This window comes from Streptomyces sp. NPDC057963 (genome assembly GCF_042887155.1).
Classification (GTDB): Bacteria; Actinomycetota; Actinomycetes; order Streptomycetales; family Streptomycetaceae; genus Streptomyces.
This window is the reverse complement of sequence record NZ_JBHVPX010000010.1, coordinates 9,210-27,719: the sequence shown is the minus strand read 5'-3', so window position 1 is coordinate 27,719 and position 18,510 is coordinate 9,210. Positions and strand designations below refer to the sequence as shown.

Here is an 18,510-nt window from a genome sequence, read left to right as displayed (position 1 = left end):
CGACCGTTCTCCGCTGAATGCCTTCTCCGGTGCCGAACGGCGTTGGTCGGAGTCCCCATGTGCCTCTGTCGAGCGTCCGGTTTCGCCATAGCAGCAACAACAGATGTCACAATACTACTCGACAGGGGGCGATTTCTGGGTGATTCCTGTCGCACAATGCGACTTTGAGGCACGAATCATGCCCGGGCAGAAGCGCGGTACCCCACGGAGCGACTTCGGCACGTATGGCCCGCCCGTTGCCCATTCCTCTCCTCCCGCACGCATTCAGGCGTGTCCCGACGGAAGAACCAGACAAATCCATGACAGATCAGACCACTGGCACCGGATCACACATATCCCATGACCGTCAGTCAAGACGGGTTCCCCGCAAGCGCCGCCGCGGCCTCAAGATCACCCTTGGTGTCCTGCTCGTCCTGCTGCTCGCGGCCGGTGGCACCGTCTACTGGCTCTACAGCAGCCTCGACGGGAACATCAAGGGCGTCGACATCGACAAGGCGCTCGGCGACGACCGCCCCGAGAAGCTGCCGACGAGCGGTCAGAACCTGCTGGTTCTGGGCTCCGACTCGCGGGCGGGCGCGGAGAACAAGAAGCTCGGCGGTGGCGGCGACATCAGCGGTGCCCGGTCCGACACCGCGATGGTGGTGCACATCCCCGAGGGCCGCACCAAGGCCGTCGCCGTGTCCATACCCCGTGACACCCTGGTGACCCGGCCCGAGTGCACCAAGGCCGACGGCTCCGCGGTGGGGTCGGCGGACCGCGTGATGTTCAACTCGGTGTACTCGCAGGTCGGGCCGGCCTGCGTGGTCAAGACCGTGGAGAAGATGTCCGGGGTCCGGATCGACCACTACCTGGAGATCAACTTCGCCGGGTTCAAGGACCTGGTCGACGCGATCGGCGGCGTCACCGTCGACGTCCCGCAGGACATCCACGACACATCGTCCGGCCTCGACCTCACCAAGGGGCCGCACAAGCTCGACGGCACGCAGTCGCTCGCGTACGTGCGCACCCGGCACGGCATCGGGGACGGCAGCGACCTCGGCCGGATCGGGCTGCAGCAGCAGTTCCTGCTGGCGCTGCTGAGCGAGGTCAAGTCGCAGAACCTGCTGAGCAGCCCGACGAACACGTACCGGATAGCCAACTCGGCGACCAAGTCGCTGACGACCGACGACGGTCTCGCCTCGCTGACGTCGCTCTCGAAGTTCGCCCGCTCCATGCAGGGCGTCGATCCGGCCACGATGGAGACGATCATGCTTCCGGTGGCGTACGACAAGGCCGATCCGAACCGGGTGGTGGCGGCGCAGCCGCAGGCCGGAACGTTGTGGAAGGCCATCCGCGAGGACGCCTCGATCCCGGAGTCCGCGAAGAAGTCCCCTGCCGCCGGCGGCTGACGGACTCCGGCTGCGGCCGGCGCATGGCACCCTTCGAGGATGCGGAGCGAACCGGCCCTGGTGATCGTCGACGCGGCCAATGTGGTCGGGTCGGTACCGGACGGATGGTGGCGGGACCGGCGTGGGGCGGCGGTACGGCTGCGGGACTCGCTGGTCCCGTTCGCCGTGGCCGGTCTGGAGGCCCTGCCCGGTCCCGTCGAGCTGGTCCTGGTCGTCGAAGGTGCGGCCCGGGGGGTCGAATCGGTTCCCGGGGTGCGGGTGGAGCCGGCGCCCGGAAGCGGTGACGACCTGATCGTGGAACTGGTCGCCGCCGCCCTGTCCCGTACGCCGGACCGCACCTGTGCCGTGGTCACCGCGGACCGGGAGCTGCGGCGGCGGGTGGCGGCGTACGGGGCTCGGTGCGCGGGCCCTCGTGCGGTACGGCCGCTGCCGCCGCGCAGCGGCTGAGCTACGGCCGGCCGACGGGCCGGCCGATCCTGCTGTGGCTGCGCCCGTACACGAAGTAGATGATCACGCCGAGGATCATCCAGACGGCGAACCGCAGCCAGGTCTCGGCCGGCAGGTTGAGCATCAGCCACACCGAGGCGGCCACCGAGAGGATCGGGAGCAGCGGCACCCACGGGGTGCGGAACGCGCGGTGCAGATCGGGGCGGGTGCGGCGCAGTACCAGAACGCCCAGGGCGACGACGACGAACGCGAAGAGCGTGCCGATGTTCACCAGCGTCGCCAGTTCGTTGATGCTCGTGAAGCCCGCGACGATCGCGATGACCACGCCGAGCAGGATGGTCGGGCGGTACGGGGTGCGGAAGCGGGGGTGCGTCACGGAGAAGAACCGCGGGAGCAGCCCGTCGCGGCTCATCGCGAAGAACACCCGGGTCTGCCCGAGCAGCAGGATCAGGCAGACCGAGGTGAGGCCGATCGCGGCGCCGAAGCTGATGAATCCGGCGTAGACGGGATGGCCGACCGCCTTGAAGGCATCGGCCAGCGGGGCCTCGACGGACAGGTCGGAGTAGTGCTCCATGCCCGTGACCACCAGGGACACGGCGACGTAGAGCAGGGTGCAGATGAAGAGCGAGGCGAGGATGCCACGTGGCATGTCACGTTGCGGAACCTTCGTCTCCTCGGCGGCGGTGGCCACCACGTCGAAGCCGATGAAGGCGAAGAAGACGACGGAGGCGGCGGTGAAGATGCCCATGACGCCGAAGTTCGTGGGCGCGTAGCCGAACATCAGCTGGACCAGGGGCGCGGTCAGCCCGGATCCGGAGGGCTGCGGCTGCGCCTCGGGGATGAACGGCGAGTAGTTGGCGGCCTTGACGAAGAACAGTCCCGCGACGATCACGATCAGGACCACGGCGACCTTGATGGCGACGACGATCGTCGTGACCCGGGCCGAGAGCTTCATGCCGAGCACCAGGACGACGGTCAGGACGAGCACCAGGACGAAGGCGAGGATGTCGAAGCCGAATCCTTTCGCCACATCGGTTCCGGAGAGCACGCCGGGCATGGTCCAGCCGAAGCTGTCCAGCAGCGAGCGGACATAGCCGGACCAGCCGACCGCCACCACCGCCGTGCCGAGCGCGAACTCCAGCACCAGGTCCCAGCCGATGATCCAGGCGACGAGTTCGCCGAGCGAGGCGTACGCGAAGGTGTACGCGGAACCGGCGACGGGGACGGTGGAGGCGAACTCGGCGTAACAGAGCGCGGCCAGGCCGCAGACGATGGCCGCGGCCACGAAGGCGAGGGCGGTGGCGGGGCCGGCGGTCTCCTTGGCCACCTTGCCGGTGAGCACGAAGATGCCGGTGCCGATGATGACGCCCACTCCGAAGACCGTGAGGTCCAGCGCGGAGAGGGACTTCTTGAGCGCGTGCTCCGGCTCCTCGGTGTCGCGGATGGACTGTTCGACCGTCTTGGTCCGGAACAGTCCGTCGCTGCTGGGTGGTGTGTCCTGCTGGGCAGTCACCGGCGTACCTCCACGCACTCGTCGTGTACGCCATGATTGGGACCACATATACCGCAAAGGGCCACACACTGGGCGATTTCACGCGAATGGGCCGGTCGGGCCACCCGTACAGGGTGGCCCGACCGGCCCATCGGCCGTAGCGCGGTTCGCTCGTACGGACCCGTGGCCCCGCGGCCCCGAGACCGCCCGGACCCGGGCCCTCCGGTCAGTCCCGGACGGGCTCGACGATCACGGAGCTGTCGTCCGCGCCCGTCTCGTAGCGGCCGTCCAGCTTGGCCACCAGGCCGGTGACCTGGCGGGCGATGTCCGGGGCGGTCAGCCCGATCTCGGCCAGTACCTCCTTGCGGGAGGCGTGGTCCAGGAAGCGGGGCGGAATGCCGAAGTCACGCAGCGGTACGTCGACCCCGGCGTCGCGCAGCGCCTGGGCGACGGCGGAACCGACGCCGCCCGCCCTGCTGTTGTCCTCGACGGTGACGACGACCCGGTGCCGCTCGGCGAGCGGGGCCATGGCCTCGTCGACCGGCTTGACCCAGCGCGGGTCGACGACGGTCGTCGAGATGCCCTGGGCGTCCAGCAGATCGGCGATCTCCAGGCACATCGGGGCGAGCGCGCCGACGGAGACGAGGAGGACGTCCGGCCGGGCGGCGTCCGGCTCGCGCAGGACGTCCATGCCACCGACCCTGCCGACGGCCTTGACCGCCGGACCGACCGCGCCCTTGGAGAAGCGCACCACGGTCGGCGCGTCGTCGACCTCGACGGCCTCCCGCAGCTGGGCACGGACCTGGTCGGCGTCGCGCGGGGCGGCGATCCGGAGCGTGGGCACGCACTGCAGGATCGACATGTCCCACATGCCGTTGTGCGAGGCGCCGTCGGTGCCGGTGACACCGGCCCGGTCGAGGACGAAGGTCACCCCGCACCTGTGCAGCGCGACGTCCATCAGGACCTGGTCGAAGGCGCGGTTGAGGAAGGTGGCGTACACCGCGAAGACGGGGTGCAGTCCGCCGGTGGCGAGGCCGGCCGCGGAGACCGCGCCGTGCTGCTCGGCGATGCCGACGTCGTAGATCCGGTCGGGGAACGCCTTCTCGAACTTGGTCAGGCCGACCGGCTGGAGCATGGCCGCGGTGATCGCGACGATGTCCTTGCGCTCCTTGCCGAGCTTGACCATCTCCTCGCCGAAGACGGAGGTCCAGTCGAGCCCCGAGGTGGCGACCGGCAGGCCGGTGTCGGGGTGGATCTTGCCGACGGCGTGGAAGCGGTCGGCCTCGTCGAGCAGGGCGGGGGTGTAGCCGCGGCCCTTCTCGGTGAGGCAGTGCACGATGACCGGGCCGCCGAAGCGCTTGGCGCGCTGGAGCGCGGACTCCAGGGCCTCGATGTCATGGCCGTCGATCGGGCCGACGTACTTCAGGCCGAGGTCCTCGAACATGCCCTGCGGGGCGATGAAGTCCTTCAGCCCCTTCTTGGCGCCGTGCAGCGTCTCGTACAGCGGCCGCCCGACGACGGGGGTGCGCTCCAGGAGGTCCTTGCCGCGGGCCAGGAAGCGCTCGTAGCCGTCGGTGGTGCGCAGTGTCGCGAGGTGGTTGGCCAGGCCGCCGATGGTCGGCGCGTAGGAGCGCTCGTTGTCGTTGACGACGATGACGAGCGGGCGGTCCTTGGCGGCGGCGATGTTGTTCAGCGCCTCCCAGGCCATGCCGCCGGTGAGCGCGCCGTCACCGATGACCGCGACGACGTGGTCGTCCTTGCCCAGCACCTCGTTGGCCTTGGCGAGGCCGTCGGCCCAGCCGAGCACGGTGGAGGCGTGCGAGTTCTCGATGACGTCGTGCTCGGACTCCGCGCGGGAGGGGTAGCCGGAGAGGCCGCCCTTGCTCTTGAGCTTCGAGAAGTCCTGGCGACCGGTGAGGAGCTTGTGCACATAGCTCTGGTGACCGGTGTCGAACAGCACCTTGTCCTTCGGCGAATCGAAGACGCGGTGCAGGGCGATGGTCAGCTCGACCACGCCCAGGTTGGGACCGAGATGGCCACCGGTCTTCGAAACGGCGTCGACGAGGAAGGTCCGGATCTCTTCGGCGAGCTGGTCCAGCTGCTCGGGAGTGAGCCGGTCCAGGTCACGCGGTCCACCGATGCGGGTCAGCAGAGCCACCCGTTCCTCCTTGCGTTTGAGCTGGTCGAGCATGCCGATCCGATGAGTCTAATGTTCCGCACGTCGCGGCAGGCATCGGGCGGGGGGTGTGCTGTCACACGCCCTCCCCGCACCCGGCAGTGCCCGGCGCCCGATCCGGGCGCCGGGCACTGGTGCGGGCGGGCCTGATATCACGCGCGGCCTGCGGTCTTCTGGGTGCGGCGGGAGACCGAGTCGATGACCACGGCGGCCAGCAGAACCGCGCCGGTGATCATGTACTGAATGGCGTTCGCCATACCGATCATGTTCAGGCCCTGCTGGATCGACTGGATCACGATCATGCCGAGGAGCGCGGACCAGACCTTGCCCCGGCCGCCGAAGAGGCTGGTGCCGCCGATGACGGCGGCCGCGATGACCAGCATCAGCGTATTGCCGCCGCCGACGCTCTTGGTGGCTCCGCCGGAGAGGCTGGCGATGAAGAGTCCGCCGAAGGCGCCCAGCATTCCGGAGAGCGCGAAGACGGTGATCCGGATCCGGTCGACGTTGATGCCGGCGCGGCGCGCGGCCTCCGGGTTGCCGCCCACCGCGAAGACCTGGCGGCCGAAGGTGGTCCGGCGGGCCACGAAGTCCGCGACGACCAGCACGGCGAGGAAGAGCACCAGGGCCAGCGGCAGACCACGGGCGCCGGAGGGCTCGTTCAGGACGTACGCGACGGCGAAGCACAGGATCGCGACGACGCCGGTGCGGAGCAGGACCTCGGTGGTGGGACGGGCCGGCAGGCCCGCGGCCCCGCGGCGCCGGCTGTCCAGCAGGAGCGACCCGGCGTAGGCGAGGACGGCGACCAGGGCGACACCGTACGCGACGGCCTTGTCCTCGAAGAAGTAGTTGGTGAGGTTCTCGACGATGCTGCCGGACGGCGTGTTGATCGAGCCCTCACCGCCCATCATCCACTCCTGCAGACCGCTCCAGCCGAGGAAACCTGCCAGGGTGACGACGAAGGCCGGCACCCCGATCTTGGCGAAGAAGAAGCCGTGCAGCGCGCCGAGCACCATGCCGGAGAGCACCGCGGCGACCACCGCCGACCAGTCGTTCCAGCCGTGGTTGACGTTGAGCACGGCCCAGACGGCCGCGCCGACACCGGCGACCGAGCCGACGGACAGGTCGATCTCGCCGAGCACCAGCACGAAGACGATGCCGACCGCCATGATGCCGAGGCCGGAGCTGTAGACGGCGACGTTGGCGATGGAGCTGGCGGAGAGGAAGTTGCTGTTCTGGAGCTGGAAGACGACCGCGATGACGATCAGGCCGACGAGGACCGGCAGTGAGCCGAGCTCGCCGCCGCGCACCTTGCGGGTGAACTCGGACCAGTAACCCTTGAAGCCCTCCTCGCGGACGAGCAGGCGCGGGTCCACCGCGGGGACGGGGGCCGCCGACGGCTCGGCCTCGGTTGTCGCCGCGGCGGGCTTGTCGGTGGCGGTTTCGGGGGTCTTGGCGAGGTCGCTCACTTCGCGTCCTCCTTCGTGGCTGTGCGGGCCTGACGGCGCGTGACGGCGTTGTCCGTGGCACCGGTGATCGCGGAGATGATCTCCTCGTGGGACGTGGTCGCCACGTCGAAGACCCCGTTGTTGCGGCCCAGCCGCAGCACCGCCACCTTGTCGGCGACGGCGCGCACGTCGGCCATGTTGTGGCTGATGAGGATGACGCCGTGGCCGCGCTCGCGCAGCCGCTCGACGAGGTCGAGGACCTGCGCGGTCTGCTCGACGCCGAGGGCGGCGGTCGGCTCGTCGAGGATGACGACCTTGGGGTCGCCGATCAGGGCGCGGGCGATGGCCACGACCTGGCGCTGACCGCCGGAGAGCGAGGCGACCGGGATACGGACGCTGGGTATCCGGATGGACAGCGTGTCGAGCAGTTCCTTGGCGCGCTTCTCCATCCCGATCTCGTCGAGGACGGCGGCCTTGCGCAGTTCGCTGCCGAGGAAGAGGTTGGCGACGACATCGAGGTTGTCGCAGAGCGCCAAGTCCTGGTAGACGGTGGCGACTCCGAGCTCCTGGGCGTCGTTCGGCCGGTTGATGCGGACCGCTTCGCCCTCCCACTCGATGGCGCCTTCGTCGATCGGGTGGACACCCGAAATGGTCTTGACGAGGGTCGACTTGCCGGCGCCGTTGTCGCCGACCAGGGCGACCACTTCGCCGGAGCGAATCTCCAGGTCCACATCGGTGAGCGCCTGGACGGCGCCGAACCGCTTGGAGATTCCGCGCAACGCCAGCACGGGCGTAGCGGACACGTGAATCATCTCCTTCGCCGCCTGACCGGCGGGGATGGTACTGCTGAGCACTGGGGCGGAGCCGGTCGCCGGACCACCGGGGCGACCGGGGGGGTGCCCTCGGAGCGCCGTCGCCCGGGGACGACCGTGCGCCGAGGTCCGGAACCGGGGGTCCGGGGTCCGTGAGAAGTCCGGAACCGGTGAGAAGTCCGGCGCCCGCCCCTGCTGCGGGGCATGTGACGGGGCGGGTGCCGGACCGGACCGGGGGACGCCTGCCGGCGGGTGACTACTTGATGCCGGCGGCGTCGCAGGCCGCCTTGTACTGGGCGGTGCAGATCTCCTCGACCTTGTAGACCTTGTCCGCGACGATCGTGGACGCGATGTTGTCCTTGGTCACGACCGAGGCGTCGTAGAGCTTCGACGGGGTGCCCTTGAACTCGCCGGAGATGCTGTCGACCTTGACCGGGGTCAGGTCGTCGATCTTCTCGCCCTTGAGCAGCCGGACGGCGATCTCGGCGGTGGTCTCGGCCTCCGGCTTGATCTGCTTGTAGATCGAGAAGGCCTGCTCGCCCGCGAGGATGCGCTGCAGACCGGCGAGCTCGGAGTCCTGGCCGCCGACCGGGATCTTCACGCCCTGCTTCTTCAGGGCGGTGATGATGCCGCCGGCCATGCCGTCGTTGGCGGAGTAGACGCCCTGGAAGCCGTTCTTGCCCAGGGAGTCGATGGCCGCTCCCATCTTCTTGTTGGCCTCGTCGGCCGACCAGTCCGGGATGTCCTGCTCGTAGACGACCTTCTTGACCTGCTTGTCGAGGACGCTGTGCGCGCCCCTCTTGAAGAAGGGGGCGTTCGGGTCGGTCGGCGAGCCGTTGATCATGACAACGTTGCTGTCCTTGGCCTTGGCGCCGAGCGCCTTGACCAGTGCCTCGCCCTGGAGCTGGCCGATCTTCTCGTTGTCGTACGAGACGTAGGCGGAGATCGGACCCTCGGCCAGACGGTCGTACGCAACGACCTTGACGTCCTTCTTCGCGGCCTGCTCGACCCAGGACTTCGCGGCCTTGTAGTCGACGGTGTCCAGGATGATGACCTTCACACCCTGCGTGACGAGCGCGTCGAACTGCTTCTTCTGGGTCTCGGTGTCCTGCGCGGCGTTGTTGTAACTGACCTTGCAGTCGGAGCACAGCGCCTTGATCTTCGCCTCCATGATGGGGCGGTCGAAGGTCTCGTAGCGCGTGGTCTTGTTCTCCGGAAGGAGCAGGCCGATGGTCTTGCCGTCGCCGCCGCCGCCGGAGTCCTTGTCGTCGCCGGCCTTGCCACACGCCGCGAGGGAGACGGCCATGGAGAGTGCGGCCGCGCCTATGACAATGCGTCGCGTCGTTGCGTTCATTACGGGTTGCCTCCCTGACGAGGCCGCGACGTCGCGGCCGAGGTGGCTGGCAGTCAACTCGGCTGTGCCGTCAGCGTCAAGGAGTAAATTCTTAACGAGATGACAACGGTGCCATTCGTTATCTAAGTGAAGGCAGGGGTCGCCGTCGACAGGGTGCTCCCCAAAAGGGTTGAATCCCCCATCTCGCTCAGCACCAGGGCCAGCGCACCCAACACCTCGGCCCGGCCGCCGAGCGCCCCGGGCAGCACCGAGAGCTGGCGGGCGGCGCTGGGAATGGCGTAGCGGGAGACCGAGTCGCGGATCGGTGCGAGCACCAACTCGCCCGCCTCGGCCAGCGATCCGCCGAGCACCACCCGGCTGGGATTGAGGAGATTGCAGAGGTTGGCCACCCCGCTGCCGATGTGGCGCCCGACGTCCCCGATCACCCGCCGGCAGCCCGGGTCGCCCTCCCGGGCCAGCCGCACCACCCGTTCCATGGTGAGATCGGGGCCGTGACTGGGCTGGAGCAGCGGCAGGACGTAGCGCGCGGCCGTGAACGTCTCCAGGCATCCCCGGTTGCCGCAGCGGCAGACCGGGCCCGATTCGTCGAGCGTGATGTGCCCGATCTCGCCTGCCGTGCCGCCCGGCCCCCGGTAGATGCGCCCGTCGATCACCAGACCGGCGCCGACACCGCTGGCGACCTTGATGTACGCGAGGTCCCTGACCCCTCGGCCGCTCCCCCAGACCAGCTCGCCGAGCGCGCCGAGGTTGGCGTCGTTGTCGACGTGCACCGGCACACCGAGCCGGCCCGCGAGCTCCTCGCTGGGGTTGATGCCCGTCCAGCCCGGCAGGATCGATGTGGAGCCCAGCGTGCCGGACTCGACGTCGATCGGGCCGGGAACACCGAGGCCGACCCCGATCACCTTGTCCGGGCTGATCCCGGTCGCCTCGACGAGTCGTTTGACCAGCCGTTCCGCCCGTCCGAACCCCTCCGCCGCCGAGGCGTCGACATCCATCGGCTCGGACTCCTCGGCGAGCACCTGGTGGGCGAGGTTGCCGATCGCCACCCTCAGATGCGTATGACCGAAGTCGACGCCGACCACGATGCCGGCGTCACCGCTGAGCGAGACGCTGCGGGCCCGGCGTCCGCCCGCCGAGGTGGGGGTCACCTCGACCGTGCCGCTTTCCTTCAGTTCGCGAACGATGTTGGAGACGGTGGCCGCCGAGAGGCCGGTGCTCCGTGCGATCTCCGCCTGGGTGAGTGAGCCCGCCATGCGTACCGCGCGCACGACCCGCTCAAGGTTGGCGCGATGCAGAGATGTCTGCGATCCCGGAGTCTCCATCGACTCTCTCACTCCTACCGTTTTCTCCAACATGTGAACTCTAAGCTGAGCGTTTTGGGGCACTCCCCGTCAAGACCTTGAGCATGCGAAGCCTCGGAAGAGCGCGGCGCCCGCGTCCGGGGCACCGTCACGCACACGCGAACCGCCCGCCGGCGGATGGCCGGCGGGCGGTTCGCGTGTGTGCAGAGGCGTACGGAGCCTCCCCGGTGCTACTTCACCGCACCCGCGGTGAGCCCGGCGACGACCTGGCGCTGGAAGATGATGTAGGCCGCGAGGACCGGCAGCATCGCCATCACCAGACCGGCGAAGAGGCCGGACCAGTCGCCCTTGTATCCCTGGCTGGTGGCCAGCTCGACGAGGCCCTGGGAGAGCACCCGGTAGTTCGGATCGGTGTTGAGCACCGTCGGCAGCATGTACTGGTTCCACTGCCCGAGGAAGTTGAAGATACCGACGCTGATCAGGCCGGGCTTCGCCATCGGCAGCATCACCTGGAAGAACGTCCGGCTGTGCGAGGCCCCGTCGAGCATCGCCGCCTCCGCCACCGAGCTCGGCAGCGTCCGGAAGAACGAGGTGAGGAAGAAGACGGTGAACGGCAGCGAATACGCGATGTAGACCAGGATCAGCCCGTGCCGCGTGTTCAGCAGGCCCATGTTGTTCATGACGAAGAACAGCGGGACCAGCGCCAGGATGATCGGGAAGCTCATCCCGCCGATGAACAGGTAGTAGATGAAGCGGTTGCCGGGAAACTCGAACCGCGCCAGGACGTACGCCGCCATCGACCCGAGCAGCAGGGTGCCGACGAGCGAGCAGCCCACCACCACGACCGTGTTGAAGAAGTAGTCGCTCATGTGCGCCTGGCTCCAGGCGCGGGACCAGTTCTCGAAGTGCAGTTTGTCGGGCAGCGCCCAGGGCGTCGACAGGATCGAGTCGTCGGTCTTGAACGACGCCATGACCGCCCAGAGCAGCGGCATGACGACCAGGATCGCCCAGATGATCAGCACACCGTGCGAGAAGACATTGAGGACGTGGCCCTCGCTGCTCTTCTCCTTGGCGGCGGGTGCGGGCGCCTTGGCGACCGGGGCCGGGTCCGCTGCCGGGACCGCGGGAGGGGTGTCAGTCGTCTTCACGTGTACTCACCTCGTACTGTCGAGCCGGACACGGAGACCGACCTGTGGTGCCTGCTGGGGGTCCGGGGGTCGTCTCCCGGGAGTCGCAGCATCAGAACTCCAGCCGCTCGCGCCGGCCCAGTCGCATCACGATGGCGGCGAAAGCCATGGTGACGACGAGCAGTCCGACACCGATCGTCGTCGCGTAGCCGGCCTGCCCGTCGCGGAAGGCCGTCTGGTACACGTACAGCGGCAGGACCGTGGTCGAGTAGTCGGGACCACCCGGGCCGACGGTCATGACCTGTACGGCGGTGAACGCCTCCACGCCGAGGGCCAGGATCCCCATGTAGACCCAGCCCGACTGCACCGTGTCCCAGAGCAGTGGCAGCGTGATCCGGAAGAACGTGGTGAAGCGGTTGGCGCCGTCGAGGAGCGCCGCCTCGTAGAAGTCCTTCGGGATGGACGCCATACCGGCCGAGAACAGGACGACGAAGAATCCGACCGTCGACCAGACCAGTACCGACATGACGCAGATGAGCGCGAGGTTCGGATCGCCGAGCCAGTCCGGCTGGACGGATCCCAGACCGATCGTCTTCAGTGTCGAATTCAGCATCCCGCTGGTGGGATTGAAAGCGAACTGGAAGAGCAGGGCGACGATGACGATCGACAGCACCTGCGGGAAGAAGTAGGCGATCTTGTAGAACCCCGAGCCGCGTACGCCGGAGACCGCGGCGTTCTTGCGCCGCCGGCCTCCGACATTGAGCATGAAGGCGAAGAACAGCGCCAGGCCCAACGTCACCAGCGGCAGCAGCAGCACGAGCAGCACGCTGTGCTGCAACGACTTCCAGAAGATGTCGTCCTTCAGCATCCTCGTGTAGTTGTCGAACCCGACCATCTTGAAGTCCGGGCTCAGACCGGTCCAGTCCGTGAACGAGTAGTAGATCGACTGGATGAACGGCCAAATGACGAAGACCGCGTACAACGCGAGTGGGACTACCAAGAACCCCACGATGAAACGGTACTTGCCGTGCTGCATCGTTTACCGACCCCGATCTTTCCGCGGGTGCCGCCGCTGGTGACGGTTGCTCACTGGTGCTTGTAGTGCTTGATGGACTGGTCCTTGGCCGCCGCGTCGGCGAAGGCCTGGATCTTCTTGATGGCTTCCGCCGGGGTCGCGCGGCCGGCCATCATCTCGCCGATACCGGCGACACCGATCTGCTCCTTCTGAAGCTTCACGTACCAGTCCTGCATACGCGGGTTCACCACGTTGTCGCCGGCCTTCTTCAGCGAGTCGACACCGGACTGCATGGCGGTCGACAGGGTCAGGCCGTCGGTGCCGCCGTTGAAGGCGCTGAGCGACTTGACCTGCTTGGTGAAGTTCTTCGAGGACTCCTCGGAGAGCATGATGCGCAGCTGCTCCATGCCGCCCTCGGGGTTCTTCGCGTTGGCCGGGACGATGAAGGGCTCGCCGCCGGACGCCCAGATGGTGCCGAACGGCATCTTGTCGGACGAGTCCAGGCTGGACGGCGGCGCGACCATCATCTTGAAGTCCTTGGGCGTGGTCGGCGCCGCCTCGTTCTCCACCCACGAGCCGTTCGGGAGGAAGAGCGCCTTGCCCTTGGTCCACTCGGTCTGCGACTGGATGTGGGTCAGGCCGGGGGTGCCCTTGAGGATGTACCCCTTCTTGTACAGCTCGTAGTACGCCTCGAACGCCGCCTTGACCGCGGGGTCCTTCCAGGCGTTCGGCTCCAGGTTGTCGATCTTGTCGAGAACCTCCCGGCCACCGATCTTGGCGATGAACGGGTAGAGCGAGAACGGCAGGTAGTACGGGTACTTGCCGGCGTACGTCCAGCCGGCGATGCCCTTCTTCTTCGCCTTCTCGCAGAGGGCGAGCATGTCGTCCCAGTTCTCGGGGTACTGCGCGTCGAGGTTGTCGAGCGCGGTCTGCGAGTACCAGACGCCGTACACCGTGTACGCGTAGTACATGATCCAGACCGGGTCGCCGTCGAACTGGCCCATCTCCAGGACACCGGGGCGCAGCGTGTCGCGGACCTTCTTGGACGGGTCGTCGAGGGACGGGGCGTCCATCAGCGGTGTCAGGTCCAGCAGCTGCTTCTTGCCGACCAGGACACCCATGTCCATCTGCTCGGCGCCGGAGTTGTCGATCAGGTCCGGCGGGGTACCACCGTTGAAGCGCGGCTGCAGCTGCGACTGGATCTTCTGGGTCGCGACGTGCTTGACCTTCGGGGCCTTCGGGAACGCCGCGTTGTACTTCTTCTCCGCGTCGATCGCGTACTGCTGGCCGAAGCCGCCGTCGAAGATGACCACCTCGAGGGGGGCCGTCTCATTGACGCCGAGCGGGTTCGCCTTGCTGGTCTTGCCCTTCTCGACCTTCTTGTCGCCACCGCTGTCGCTGCTCGCACACGACGACAGGAAGCCCATCGTCGGAACGGTGATCAGACCGAGTGCGGCAGATCGCTTGATCACATCGCGACGGCCAAGGCCCTCATTCTTGTGGGCGGAGGTGGATCCCATGCTCAAGTCCTCGCCTTCTCCAGGACTCAGGCGGTGTGTACCGGTCGCCCGTCGATATTCGCCTCAGGCGAAGGGCCCCGCCACCGCGGTCAGTTGCGCTTGGGTAGTGCTGATTTCAGGCTAGCCATGTGCAGTGGGGGGTTTCGGGAGGCCGGGCAGCGGATGCACTTGTCGTGCCCGCCTTGGTGCCCTCCCCCGTTCCCCCTTGTCCACGTCGCCGGAAACGGCTGTGCAGACGCCGACAGGTATAGTCCACTTGCGGTCGACTGAGCAAGATCGAATGCAAGTTTGAGCAGCAGTCTTTCCCGAGTTGAGACCTCGCGGATACCTGGACCCCGTGCGTCCCGATCCGGGTGTAACGATTTCCGCATTCCGGTCGATTCCGCTGGCGCTTCACGCCCAACACCCTTGACACATCCCGGCACTTGGCTCCCTACTGGACCTTGCGCAGCTCCCTGACAACGTTGTCCAGGCGCACTTCCTCGGGAGGAATCGCTCGGCATGCAGCCCCGACATGGTTCTCGCAAGAGACGTACGGCCGCGCTGATCGCGGCTTCACTGGTTCTGGTCACGACCGCCCCCACCGCGGCCGCCGCGCAGTCGGCACGGACAGGAGAAAAGGGCCAAGGCCCCTTGGGGGAGCGGACATTCAGCTCCTCCTTCGAAGCGGACGAAAAGCAGCCGGACTGGCGCAACACCGTCGAAGAAGGCCCTGACGGAAAGAAGCGGTCATCGGGTGTCGATGGCGGATTCTCCACAGGAATACCGGGCAATGTCACCGACAAGGTGACGGACGTCCGCGCCGACGGGGAGAACGCCGGTGGCGGGGAGGTGAAGGAGAACCTGATCGACGGGGAGCCCGGCACCAAGTGGCTGACCTTCGCCCCCACCGGCTGGGCCGAGTTCGATCTCGTCGAACCGGTCGAGGTCGTGACCTACGCGCTGACGTCGGCCAATGACCACGCCGAGCGCGACCCGAAGGACTGGACCCTGCAGGGCTCCACCGACGGCAAGGTCTGGAAGGACCTGGACTCCCGGACCGGCCAGGCCTTCGCCGAGCGGTTCCAGACGAAGTCGTACGATTTCACATCCGACACCGCGTACCAGCACTACCGCCTGCGGATCACGAAGAACAACGGCGCCTCCGACGCGACCCAGCTCGCCGACGTCCAGTTCTCCGACGGCAACACCTCGGTACCGGCCCCCGACTCGATGCGCAGCCAGGCCGACCGCGGCCCGTCCGGCTCCCCCACCGCCAAGGCGGGCGCGGGCTTCACGGGCCGCAAGGCCCTGCGGTACGCCGGTACGCACAAGGCGGACGGCCGGGCCTACTCGTACAACAAGGTCTTCGATGTGAACACGGCTGTCACCCGTGACACCTCACTCTCCTATCTGATCTATCCCCAGATGGGCGAGACGGACCTCTCGTACCCGGCGACGCATGTCTCGGTGGACCTGGCGTTCACCGACGGCACGTATCTGAGCGATCTGCGGGCCACCGACAGCAACGGCGGCCTGCTCACCCCGCAGGGTCAGGCCGATGCCAAACGGCTGTACGTCAACCAGTGGAACAAGGTCGACTCGGCGATCGGCACGGTCGCGGCGGGCAGGACCGTCGACCGCATTCTGGTGGCGTACGACTCCCCGCAGGGCCCGGCGAAGTTCCAGGGCTGGATCGACGACATCAAGATCGCCCCGAAGGCACCCGAGAAGCGCCGCCCGCACCTCTCCGACTACGCGTCGACGGTCCGCGGCACCAACTCCAGCGGTGGCTTCTCGCGCGGCAACAACTTCCCCGCCACCGCGCTCCCCAACGGCTTCAACTTCTGGACGCCGGTCACCAACGCCGGATCGACGAGCTGGCTGTACGACTACGCGCGCGGCAACAACGACGACAACCTGCCCACGCTCCAGGCCTTCAGCGCCAGCCACGAGCCGAGCCCCTGGATGGGCGACCGGCAGACCTTCCAGCTGATGCCGTCGGCGGCCTCCGGCACCCCGGACGCCTCACGCACGGCGCGCGCGCTGCCGTTCCACCACGAGAACGAGACGGCGAAGCCGCACTACTACGGTGTCACCTTCGACAACGGCCTCAAGGCGGAGATGACACCGTCCGACCACGCGGCCCGGATGCGGTTCACCTACCCCGGTGACGACGCGAGCGTCGTCTTCGACAACGTCTCCAACGACGGCGGGCTCACCCTCGACCCGGGCACCAGCTCCTTCACCGGTTTCTCCGACGTGAAGAGCGGCGGTTCGACCGGCGCGACCCGCCTCTTCGTCTACGGCGTCTTCGACGCTCCCGTCACCGCGAGCGGCAAGCTGTCCGGCGGCGGTGGCGACGATGTCACGGGCTACCTCCGCTTCGACGCGGGCAGGGACCGCACGGTGGATCTGCGCCTGGCGACCTCGCTGATCAGCGTCGACCAGGCGAAGCGGAACCTCGCCGCCGAGATCCCCGCCGCCCGTTCCTTCGGCCGGGTCGAGGACCGGGCGCAGCGGGCCTGGGACGGCATCCTGGGCAAGGTGGAGGTCGAGGGCGCCACGGCCGACCAGCTGACCACCCTGTACTCCAGCCTGTACCGGCTGTATCTGTACCCGAACTCGGGCTTCGAGAAGGTCGGTGGCAAGGACAAGTACGCGAGCCCCTTCTCCCCGCAGGTCGGCTCCGACACCCCGACCCACACGGGCGCGAAGATCGTCGACGGCAAGGTGTACGTCAACAACGGCTTCTGGGACACCTACCGGACGACGTGGCCCGCGTACTCCCTCCTCACACCGGACAGGGCCGGCGAGATGGTGGACGGCTTCGTCCAGCAGTACAAGGACGGTGGCTGGATCTCCCGCTGGTCGTCCCCCGGCTACTCGGACCTGATGACCGGCACCTCCTCCGACGTCGCGTTCGCGGACGCCTACGTCAAGGGCGTGAAGTTCGATGCCGAGGCGGCTTACGACGCGGCGCTGAAGAACGCCACGGTGGTTCCGCCGTCCTCGGGCGTCGGCCGCAAAGGCATGGAGACGTCCCCGTTCGTCGGCTACGCGAACACCGCCACGCACGAGGGCCTGTCCTGGTCGCTGGAGGGCTACCTCAACGACTACGGCATCGCGCAGATGGGCCGGGCGCTCTACCGGAAGACGAAGAAGGAGCGGTACAAGGAGGAGTCCGAGTACTTCCTGAACCGCGCCCGCAACTACGTCGGCCTCTTCGACGGCAAGGCCGGCTTCTTTCAGGGCAGGGACGCCAAGGGCGACTGGCGGCTCCCGTCGGACCGGTACGACCCCCGGGTCTGGGGCTACGACTACACGGAGACCAACGGCTGGGGCTACGCCTTCACGGCCCCGCAGGACAGCCGGGGTCTGGCGAATCTGTACGGCGGGCGCGCCGGCCTGGCGAAGAAGCTCGACACCTACTTCACCACGCCGGAGACGGCCGGCCCCGAGTTCGTCGGCTCGTACGGCGGTGTCATCCACGAGATGACGGAGGCGCGTGACGTACGGATGGGGCAGTACGGCCACAGCAACCAGGTCGCACACCACGTCGCCTACATGTACGACGCGGCCGCGCAGCCCTGGAAGACACAGGAGAAGGTCCGCGAGGTCCTGAGCCGCCTCTACACGGGCAGCGGGATCGGCCAGGGCTACCACGGCGACGAGGACAACGGCGAGCAGTCGGCCTGGTACCTCTTCTCCTCGCTCGGCTTCTACCCGCTCGTCATGGGCAGTGGCGAGTACGCCATCGGATCCCCGCTCTTCAAGAAGACCACGGTCCACCTGGAGAACGGCCGCGACCTCGTCGTCAGGGCTCCGAAGAACAGCGCGAAGAACATCTACGTCCAGGGCCTGAGGGTCAACGGCAGGAAGTGGACCTCGACCTCACTGCCGCACGACCTGCTGGCCAAGGGCGGGGTGCTGGACTTCGACATGGGCCCGAAGCCGTCGTCGTGGGGCACCGGCAAGGACGCGGCGCCGGTCTCGATCACCACGGACGACCAGGTGGCCTCGCCGAAGGCGGACGTACTGAAGGGCGACGGCGCCCTGTTCGACAACACGTCGGCCACGTCGGCGAAGGTCGCCTCGGTGGACCTGCCGGTGGCCTCGGCCGTGGACGCGGTCCAGTACACGCTGACGTCGAGCGCGGCGGACAGGGCCCCGACGGGCTGGGTCCTCCAGGGCTCGTCGGACGGCACGGCATGGAAGGACCTCGACAAGCGGTCGGGCCAGTCGTTCGCCTGGGACAGGCAGACGAGGGTGTTCTCGGTGAGCGCGCCGGGCCCGTACGCGCACTACCGCCTGGTATTCGCCGGTGAAGGGACCCTCGCGGAGCTGGAGTTGCTCTCCTGATCCGGTGTTCTCCGCGCCACGGCCGTCGGGGGGGGCCCCCCCCCCCCGGGACCCCCCCCGCCCCCCACCAGGGCCCCCCCCCCCCCCCCCCG

At 67.9% G+C, this 18,510-nt stretch carries 12 protein-coding genes; 3 read left to right on the top strand and 9 right to left on the bottom strand.

Features of this window, described 5'->3' with window-relative positions; translation table 11 throughout:
- Window positions 1-299: 299 nt before the first annotated feature.
- Window positions 300-1,388 carry an LCP family protein gene (locus tag ACFVT1_RS23270; RefSeq protein ID WP_389798507.1) on the top strand — a complete coding sequence of 363 codons (1,089 nt, stop codon included), beginning with the start codon at window positions 300-302 and terminating at the stop codon, window positions 1,386-1,388.
- Between the two features lie 39 nt (window positions 1,389-1,427).
- The gene (locus ACFVT1_RS23265) at window positions 1,428-1,835 is read left to right on the top strand and encodes an NTP pyrophosphohydrolase (protein WP_389798505.1); all 408 of its coding nucleotides are present in this window, start codon (window positions 1,428-1,430) and stop codon (window positions 1,833-1,835) included.
- A gap of 1 nt (window position 1,836) precedes the next feature.
- On the opposite strand, the gene ACFVT1_RS23260 is transcribed toward ACFVT1_RS23265, so the two are convergent.
- The 9 genes from ACFVT1_RS23260 to ngcE all read right to left on the bottom strand — a co-directional run bounded on the left by ACFVT1_RS23260 (window position 1,837) and on the right by ngcE (window position 14,077).
- Complete coding sequence (locus ACFVT1_RS23260) at window positions 1,837-3,348, bottom strand: amino acid permease (protein ID WP_389798503.1); 1,512 nt, start codon at window positions 3,346-3,348, stop codon at window positions 1,837-1,839.
- A gap of 205 nt (window positions 3,349-3,553) precedes the next feature.
- Window positions 3,554-5,485 (bottom strand): 1-deoxy-D-xylulose-5-phosphate synthase, encoded by a 1,932-nt coding sequence (dxs, locus tag ACFVT1_RS23255; RefSeq protein WP_389799103.1) that lies wholly within the window; start codon window positions 5,483-5,485, stop codon window positions 3,554-3,556.
- Window positions 5,486-5,655: 170 nt separating this feature from the next.
- A complete protein-coding gene (locus ACFVT1_RS23250; RefSeq protein WP_389798501.1) occupies window positions 5,656-6,969 on the bottom strand; it encodes a sugar ABC transporter permease in 1,314 nt (437 codons plus the stop codon).
- Entirely contained in the window at window positions 6,966-7,760 is a 795-nt protein-coding gene (locus ACFVT1_RS23245) for an ATP-binding cassette domain-containing protein (protein ID WP_362209948.1), read from the bottom strand. The genes ACFVT1_RS23250 and ACFVT1_RS23245 overlap by 4 nt, the downstream gene beginning before the upstream one ends.
- A 256-nt stretch (window positions 7,761-8,016) precedes the next feature.
- A complete protein-coding gene (locus ACFVT1_RS23240) occupies window positions 8,017-9,114 on the bottom strand; it encodes a substrate-binding domain-containing protein (RefSeq protein WP_389798498.1) in 1,098 nt (365 codons plus the stop codon).
- Between the two features lie 122 nt (window positions 9,115-9,236).
- Window positions 9,237-10,436 (bottom strand): ROK family protein, encoded by a 1,200-nt coding sequence (locus ACFVT1_RS23235; RefSeq protein ID WP_389798496.1) that lies wholly within the window; start codon window positions 10,434-10,436, stop codon window positions 9,237-9,239.
- Window positions 10,437-10,645: 209 nt separating this feature from the next.
- Window positions 10,646-11,563, bottom strand: a complete 918-nt coding sequence (locus tag ACFVT1_RS23230; RefSeq protein WP_362209940.1) for a carbohydrate ABC transporter permease — start codon at window positions 11,561-11,563, stop codon at window positions 10,646-10,648.
- 91 nt (window positions 11,564-11,654) lie between these two features.
- Window positions 11,655-12,578, bottom strand: coding sequence for a sugar ABC transporter permease (locus ACFVT1_RS23225; protein WP_362209937.1), 924 nt, complete (start codon window positions 12,576-12,578; stop codon window positions 11,655-11,657).
- Between the two features lie 50 nt (window positions 12,579-12,628).
- Window positions 12,629-14,077, bottom strand: a complete 1,449-nt coding sequence (gene ngcE / locus ACFVT1_RS23220) for an N-acetylglucosamine/diacetylchitobiose ABC transporter substrate-binding protein (RefSeq protein ID WP_389798493.1) — start codon at window positions 14,075-14,077, stop codon at window positions 12,629-12,631.
- Window positions 14,078-14,578: 501 nt separating this feature from the next.
- Here ngcE and ACFVT1_RS23215 point away from each other — a divergent pair.
- Window positions 14,579-18,418 (top strand): GH92 family glycosyl hydrolase, encoded by a 3,840-nt coding sequence (locus tag ACFVT1_RS23215; protein WP_389798491.1) that lies wholly within the window; start codon window positions 14,579-14,581, stop codon window positions 18,416-18,418.
- Window positions 18,419-18,510 lie beyond the last annotated feature (92 nt).

Bases quoted from the DNA above. Each gene is read 5' to 3' on its own strand.
- ACFVT1_RS23265 (WP_389798505.1), top strand. From the start codon at position 1,428: ATGCGGAGCGAACCGGCCCTGGTGATCGTCGACGCGGCCAATGTGGTC.
- ACFVT1_RS23225 (WP_362209937.1), bottom strand. From the start codon at position 12,578: ATGCAGCACGGCAAGTACCGTTTCATCGTGGGGTTCTTGGTAGTCCCA.
- ACFVT1_RS23245 (WP_362209948.1), bottom strand. From the start codon at position 7,760: ATGATTCACGTGTCCGCTACGCCCGTGCTGGCGTTGCGCGGAATCTCC.
- ngcE (WP_389798493.1), bottom strand. From the start codon at position 14,077: ATGGGATCCACCTCCGCCCACAAGAATGAGGGCCTTGGCCGTCGCGAT.
- ACFVT1_RS23240 (WP_389798498.1), bottom strand. From the start codon at position 9,114: ATGAACGCAACGACGCGACGCATTGTCATAGGCGCGGCCGCACTCTCC.
- ACFVT1_RS23215 (WP_389798491.1), top strand. From the start codon at position 14,579: ATGCAGCCCCGACATGGTTCTCGCAAGAGACGTACGGCCGCGCTGATC.
- ACFVT1_RS23270 (WP_389798507.1), top strand. From the start codon at position 300: ATGACAGATCAGACCACTGGCACCGGATCACACATATCCCATGACCGT.
- ACFVT1_RS23235 (WP_389798496.1), bottom strand. From the start codon at position 10,436: ATGGAGACTCCGGGATCGCAGACATCTCTGCATCGCGCCAACCTTGAG.